We start from the raw sequence: 6662 nt of genomic DNA on the forward strand, positions 1-6662 counted from the left end.
TATATCAGCGCTACCTGCATCAGCGTCATTTGGATTTATAGACAAATTGACGCGTATGTTTACAAGTGTAGATACTATAGAGAAGTATAATCAACTTTACGACAAATACGCGAGTAAAGAATATACTGGCTTTACGCATTTTAATAAGCTAAGCCAAGCACAAGAATTTGTATACAGCCGTGGCCATCATAAGATGCCTTCCAAATTTGATCCTGTATTGCATCGTCACGTATTCGTTATTTTATGTGGACGCTTTGTGAATTTATTGCGGGGTGAGTATAATGAAGAAATGTCATGGGCAATGCTACCCAATGTAATAAGTCGTTTACGTTATGAACATAATTGGAGTGAAAGAGATTTTATGTGGGCATACAACGAATCCAATAACAGCAAAAATCCAATGATTTATTATGCAAAAAAATTTCTTAGTAATTCAACTGGAACTGGCATTAGCCCCAAAACACAAATGATAGTTGTAGTATCTGACGTGAGCACCGGTGATTATGAAAACACTAAACAAGTCGCTAGATTTTGCAGAGACTTACCAACGATATATGATATAATGAAACCGTAATAGAGATTGTCATTTACGATCAAAATGTTTCTGAAGCACGTTAAGAGCAACACGCAGCGAATTCACAAGATGTGGTAGCATTTGATCTTCTATAACGAGATACTGTAACGCTGCATAAAGGTTATATTGTCTATAGAGGCATTGGGCTTCTTTTAGTGCCTCTTGCGTGTTTATAAACTGCTCTGTTGCAAATTCTACCCATTTATCTCTTGCCTTATCATCAGATGATGATGGCATTTCGTCATAAATTGCATTAGGCAAGCCTTTTGCACAAAGATAATTATTTCTTATCTGTAGATATTGCTGGGCGGCGTCGTATTGCTCTTGAGTAAGCACGCCTTGCAAGCAAAGCCGCCCTATGTAAGACCCAGAAAGTGGATTTTTTGCCTCCTGTAGCGTTAAACCGAAGCGCTTTGCACGCATTTCTATTGCCAATTTATCAACGGCTTCACGCGGTGTTTTTGCACGTGATATACGTCCGTTTGGTTCTCTTACCTGCCCTTTAATTTTAGGGCGTCCCCTTTTTTTATTTTTTTTCATAACACCGCCTTTTATTTAAAAAGGAACACTGTCATTCATAACGGTATGGGGCGTATCAAGAGGTCTGTAAATGCTTCTGTCATAAGCAGATGACTGATCTTGATTATCATCATTTTTGCCATCTAAAAGCTTTAATTCGCCTTTGTACTGAGGCAATATGACTTCTGTTACATAGCGATCAACACCGTTTTTATCTTGCCATTTACGGGTTTGTAGTCGCCCCTCGATTGCCCTTATTCAGATACTGGAGAGCTATTTTTGCAAGATGTGGATTAAACACCACAATGGAATGCCATTCGGTTTTGTCTATTCTATTATTGGTTGCCTTGTCTGTATAGCTCTCAGACGTTGCCATTCGAAAATTGACCACCTCGATGCCAGATGACATTGTTTTGCTTTCTGGATTGGCACCTAAATGACCAATTAAAATCACTTTATTAAGCATTTGCTTTCTGTCCTTTAATGGAAAATAGTACTTAGAACAAAACATAACTCACAACTGATGGTAGTATAACACATTATGGTGTATTTTTACAAACAGAATTTATCATAACACACTGAATCTACAGTATGAATCCCATTTTTATTTTACTTAACAGCTTGCGTTTTGATACGTTTTGTGCAATAAAGAGATGTTCTTTTATATTTCGATTGGTTATTTTAATCGTTTATTTGGATCGCTAGCTGTTTTGATAATAAAAGCCGTGTCTTAAAGGACGCGGCTTTTATTATGTAAATTCTAAGCAACATAAATAAGGGGCGGAGGGTATCTTCTGGTCGTATAGACTTTTCAAAGCTTAGAAGAAATGTATCTATTCAAGCTTACACCATTTTCGGCAGCTTGTATTGCAAGTTTTCTATGGAGTTCTGGTGGGATTCTTAATTGAAACTTACCACTATATTTACCATGCGACAAAGGCACAGGAACTTCTTCTCCGTTATGTTGCATGTCCTCAACAACTTCTGAAACAAGATCCATAATGCCCTTTAAAGCCTTCTCTGCTTGAGATGCTAACCATGAAAGGGATGGGAATTCTGCACACAATCCGACATATTCCTGATCTTCTTGCGACCACAAAACACGATATGTATAATGATTACTGTTCATGTTTTATCCTTTCTATCGCTTGCAATACTTGTTTGACTTGGTAGGCTTTTGCCTTATTGCCAGAATCTTTTTGAATATTCACACGCGGGTCACCAAGCCACGGGGTTTTAAACACAAAGTGACTCGTACCACTGTTCCGTGGTTCTCCAAAAAAATGTACACACACAGCCAACAAATCTGAAAACTTAATGTTCCTTGGTGATGCTTGCATCAAGCTGATTATTTTTTCAACTTTATTGTTCATAACCAATAATAGTATCACTATTAATCCTAGTCAATCATTTTATAAACCTTCCCAGTTAATCATTTTAAACCTTCCTAGTTAATCATTTTAAATCTATTGAATAGAGGCTTTTATGTATACAAGAAAAACTATCAGAAAAAGTTTTGTTGCGTTAAACAAAAAAAGAAAGCCGTGTCTTAAAGGACGCGGCTTTTTTGCTATAAAGCAGCCCCCCGCGCCGTTATTTACGCTGCTTTATTTTCAACAATCTTTACAACGGTATCGTTTTCATAAATTTCACAATCCTCTGGAATCCCATATGCATAGTAAATGTTTTGCTCAACATATGAATAATCATTTCTTTTTAATCTTGCATTGCCATGTACCAAACCTCTAATGGTGTGATAACCAGTCACTTTAGCATTGCCATAAACAGAACCATAGACCTTAACATACCCACCCACGCTAGCATTGCCATAAACCTTGCCATAAATTTTTGAAGAGCTACTTACAACAGCATGATCATAAACCTCAGCCTTGCTATAAATGCGTGCACTTCCTGTTAATTTTGCATTCCCATAAACCCTTGCATATTGATAAACCCACACCTTATCAGAAAGATGCGCATTATCATAAACATGAGCTCCAAAATACACGCGGGTTTTATCATATACATGCGCATTGCCATAAACAAAACCACCAATGACAGCGTTGCCATATACCCTTGCATTTTCATAAACACGACCAGATTTTACAACACAAGCATTATCATAAACCCAGCAATTGCCATCATGAGAAAGGTTATCTTCCTTTTCAATAAAGCCGCCTAAATCACCAGCTTTAACATCAGCAAAGTCTTTTAAAGCACGAATGCGGTATAAAGTAATCCCTTTAACGTGACTTTCATTTATAAGCTCATATTTTTTAGATACATTTTTAGTGGTCATAGGTAGCTCCCTAATCTAACATTTGAATAAATTTTTGAATGAAATGGTTATAAGGAGGCGCCCCCGCCGCGCCCGCGCCGTTATTTAAGCTGTTTTCCTATGAGGACGACACATAACAAAGCAAATTTCACCAGCAGGAGAAAGGCGTTCTGTATAAACATTATTCATTGTGTCACCACAAATATTCTTAGTAACAATAGCCATGCCACATGCATTGGCATTTTCATAAACATGCACTTTACTTACAATTTTTGCACTATCGAAAACATGGGCATTATCATACACATGGGCATTGGCAAAAACCTTTGCTGAATCGTAGACGCGAGCATTACCATATACAAAACCACCAACACCTGCATTGCCATAAACCTGCGCATTTTCGTAAACACGACCAGGGCTCACAACAATGGCCTGATCACCAACCCAGCAATTACCATCATGGGAAAGATTTTCTTCAGATTCAATATAGCCACCAAGTTGACCAGCTTTAACATCACCAAAATCTCTTAACGCCTTAATGCGATAAAGTTTTTTACCCTCACGAAGAATTGTTTGATTGGTGAGTTGATATTTTTTGACAGAATTCTGCATAATAATTACCTCGTATTTTAACATTTTCATTGACACCCCTAAGGGCGCCGGGCGCTGAAAAACACGGATACGAGACCGTCGTTACACTTTCCCCTATGAAGGGTATTGTATAGTATAACCACACCCGGCAAAATCGTTATATGCCAATAAGAGCACAAAAGAAAGCCAGTATATTTTAAAAACATGGGAAGAGGTCGTTTCGTAACCTATCCGCTCGTATTACAGTGTTTTTCAAGCACTTGCCGACCTTTCTAAACGAACCTTTCATTAATGTCAATACGTATTTTTTATTTTTTTCACTTTTTTTCATTTTGATACCTACCTAATTGAATATCAAGTGCTTTCTCTAGTTCACTGTCTATATCATCATAAGTTTTCACTGCTTTCACTGTACGTTTTTTGATTTCCCTATTCACCTCGTCTATCAATGCTTCGCAACTCAATACGCTTCTTGGCAAATCACCACCGTATATCCAAGCTTTCACTTGCGCCTTGGTACTGTAATCAACATTCTCAGGCACCTCATGATACTGACCACCGTCAAATTCTTCGTATTCTCTTGTGCCATCATCATATTCGTAAAGGTTATAAAAATACTCTGCTACCCCTAATCCCCATGGTGCATGCCCCACCGCCGTTGCAACCCACTTTTTTTGCCCTTTCTGTTTACGTTTTTTTAAAAACATCTGGTTTAATATCCCCTATCTAAATCCATAACTTTACCAATGGGTTTATTTGCCTCAAAATGGACCGTACAGAAGCGTTTTTAATTTCAATGTGGTTTTTATCACAAAATCTTTAAATCGCTCTGTACGGTGCCTTTCTGTCAATTTAAACGCATCTCTATTCTCAAAATCATCAGCAAATTTCACTACTTTGCTGTTTATCCTTCAATGCCTTTTAAAACCTCTTCAAGTTCTTTTTGAATCTTTTCTATGCGTTCTGATGGCATCGCTGCCTTTTGATTTGTTCCCTTTTCAGGCTTTTCAAGGCTCCTAAGAATGTGCTTTGCATGAAAACGAATATCGCTTTCAAGCTTCTCGCAGTAACGATAAAAATCTGCTGTCGATGGCATAAAGGTTGCATTTAATCCCTCTGCTTTGCCTTTCAAAGCGTTCTTTGTTGCCGTTTGCAATACCCAGCTGCTTATGCCTTCAAGAGCGTAAAGATACGCAAGCGCTGTCGCTTTCTCATCTGATCCCATGGGGCTCTTAAGTCCATTTGAAAGGACAAGATACGTTGTTTGAATTTCTTCTTCAGTCGCTTTCTTTTCAAGCTTTTGCAATGCATCATGGACTAATGAGGTAATTCTCTCCGCTTCTGCAATCAATGGTTTTTGCCCTGTCTTCCAATGGAATGGTGGTTCGGTTGTCATCCTCGAATAAAAATTTGTACACACTATCTGAATTTTTGATATTGGACATGTGCTGTGCAACGCGATAACTCCATCCACGCTGCTGTTCTGTTGTTTCAGTGCTTGGCTTTCCATAGTTTTTTCCTTTTTGTAAATCTTCAATTGCCTTGCGTACCCAGTTGCGCCATGTTGCTTGCCAATCCGTTTTGCATGCGTCCTTACCTGCCTTGGCATTCCAATAATCTCGAAATTTTGCGATTTCGACTTTTACACGCTCTGGAGGCAAGCCCTCTCTAATCGCAAAATCGTAATCGGGCTCAAAATCCGTAGGCAATCGACAGCCTCTATCGGTTTTAACCCGCTTGGCTTTCTTAGGAACGCTTTCTTGCTCGTGAATGATTGATTGGTTGGTTTGCTCTGATTGGCTTTCAACATCACACTCGATTGGCTCGTCAACCAAATCGATTGTTTCTAAATCTTCAAAATCAATTTCTTTTTTTGATAAAATAATATTTTTATTTTTTTTGTTATTGTTATTGTTAATGTTTAATGTGTTGTCGTGATGAACTCATCATGTTCTCTTGATGAATGATCTTTCTGCTTATTTCTCTTAGTATTCGCAGCTTTTATAGCTTTTTCTGAGAGTCTATTTAAATTCTCATTAGAGTTATTGAGTTCTTCCTCAACATCTAAATTCCACAAGCGACCATCTGCTAAACGAATGAAATATCCTTCTTCAAGCAAAACATTCAGTGCCGCTTCAAACTTCTTCACTGAATAACCCGTGTAATTAGATAAAACTTTAATATTATAAAAAAGAGGTTCACCAGTATGCAACATACGTAACCGTAATCGCATATAGATATTGCCCTCTACAGCAGGCAAATAATCAACAACTATTGCCCACTTGTCTGCAAAAAGCCTCGTCCATGGCAACTTAGTTGACATACTTCACCTCCCTTTCTTTATTATTATTGCAAGTGAAATTATCTAGCTCTTCAGTAACGTTATTGAGTTCTTTTTCAACTTCTGAATTCCACAACCCACCATTGTCTAAACGTATGATGAATCCACCTTCAATCAAGGAATTCAAAGCTGCTTCAAACTCTTCTACTGGATAACCAACCCAAAAAGCTAATACCCTTAAGTTGTTTAAAATAGGCTCACCAGTACGGAGCATTAGAAGTCGCAACATGACATAGATACATTTCTCGGTCGGCGACAAACAACCAAGAGTAACAAGCCATCTGTCTGCAAAAAGCCTCGTCCATGGTAATTTACTGGACATACCCCAATTCCCTTTCTTTAACTAAATATAAAATTGC

General features: G+C 38.0%; 9 protein-coding genes and 2 pseudogenes. 1 reads left to right on the forward strand and 10 read right to left on the reverse strand.

Annotated elements, in window-relative coordinates:
• The first annotated feature begins 1 nt into the window (after position 1).
• Positions 2–574, forward strand: coding sequence for a hypothetical protein (locus ACFIK0_RS08735; protein ID WP_375647922.1), 573 nt, complete (start codon positions 2–4; stop codon positions 572–574).
• Positions 575–583: 9 nt separating this feature from the next.
• On the opposite strand, the gene ACFIK0_RS08740 is transcribed toward ACFIK0_RS08735, so the two are convergent.
• From ACFIK0_RS08740 to ACFIK0_RS08785, 10 genes and pseudogenes are all read right to left on the reverse strand, one after another.
• Complete coding sequence (locus ACFIK0_RS08740) at positions 584–1114, reverse strand: hypothetical protein (RefSeq protein WP_375663839.1); 531 nt, start codon at positions 1112–1114, stop codon at positions 584–586.
• Positions 1115–1129: 15 nt separating this feature from the next.
• Positions 1130–1559, reverse strand: a pseudogene (ssb, locus tag ACFIK0_RS08745) (single-stranded DNA-binding protein).
• Between the two features lie 345 nt (positions 1560–1904).
• A complete protein-coding gene (locus tag ACFIK0_RS08750; RefSeq protein WP_006590330.1) occupies positions 1905–2222 on the reverse strand; it encodes a type II toxin-antitoxin system HicB family antitoxin in 318 nt (105 codons plus the stop codon).
• Positions 2212–2484 carry a toxin HicA gene (locus ACFIK0_RS08755; protein ID WP_273791602.1) on the reverse strand — a complete coding sequence of 91 codons (273 nt, stop codon included), beginning with the start codon at positions 2482–2484 and terminating at the stop codon, positions 2212–2214. Before ACFIK0_RS08755 ends, ACFIK0_RS08750 begins: the two co-directional genes overlap by 11 nt.
• 206 nt (positions 2485–2690) lie before the next feature.
• Positions 2691–3392 carry a hypothetical protein gene (locus ACFIK0_RS08760; RefSeq protein ID WP_375647831.1) on the reverse strand — a complete coding sequence of 234 codons (702 nt, stop codon included), beginning with the start codon at positions 3390–3392 and terminating at the stop codon, positions 2691–2693.
• Positions 3393–3476: 84 nt separating this feature from the next.
• Complete coding sequence (locus ACFIK0_RS08765) at positions 3477–3983, reverse strand: hypothetical protein (protein WP_375663840.1); 507 nt, start codon at positions 3981–3983, stop codon at positions 3477–3479.
• A 296-nt stretch (positions 3984–4279) separates the two neighbouring features.
• Positions 4280–4669 (reverse strand): hypothetical protein, encoded by a 390-nt coding sequence (locus ACFIK0_RS08770; RefSeq protein WP_375663841.1) that lies wholly within the window; start codon positions 4667–4669, stop codon positions 4280–4282.
• A gap of 197 nt (positions 4670–4866) precedes the next feature.
• The gene (locus tag ACFIK0_RS08775) at positions 4867–5313 is read right to left on the reverse strand and encodes a hypothetical protein (RefSeq protein WP_375663842.1); all 447 of its coding nucleotides are present in this window, start codon (positions 5311–5313) and stop codon (positions 4867–4869) included.
• Positions 5273–6285 (reverse strand): annotated as a pseudogene (locus ACFIK0_RS08780) (DUF1376 domain-containing protein). The gene ACFIK0_RS08775 and the pseudogene ACFIK0_RS08780 overlap by 41 nt, the downstream one beginning before the upstream one ends.
• Complete coding sequence (locus tag ACFIK0_RS08785; protein ID WP_375663843.1) at positions 6275–6625, reverse strand: DUF1376 domain-containing protein; 351 nt, start codon at positions 6623–6625, stop codon at positions 6275–6277. Before ACFIK0_RS08785 ends, ACFIK0_RS08780 begins: the two are co-directional and overlap by 11 nt.
• Positions 6626–6662 lie beyond the last annotated feature (37 nt).

The organism is Bartonella sp. CL63NXGY (assembly GCF_042194905.1).
In the GTDB taxonomy this organism is placed as follows: Bacteria; Pseudomonadota; Alphaproteobacteria; order Rhizobiales; family Rhizobiaceae; genus Bartonella.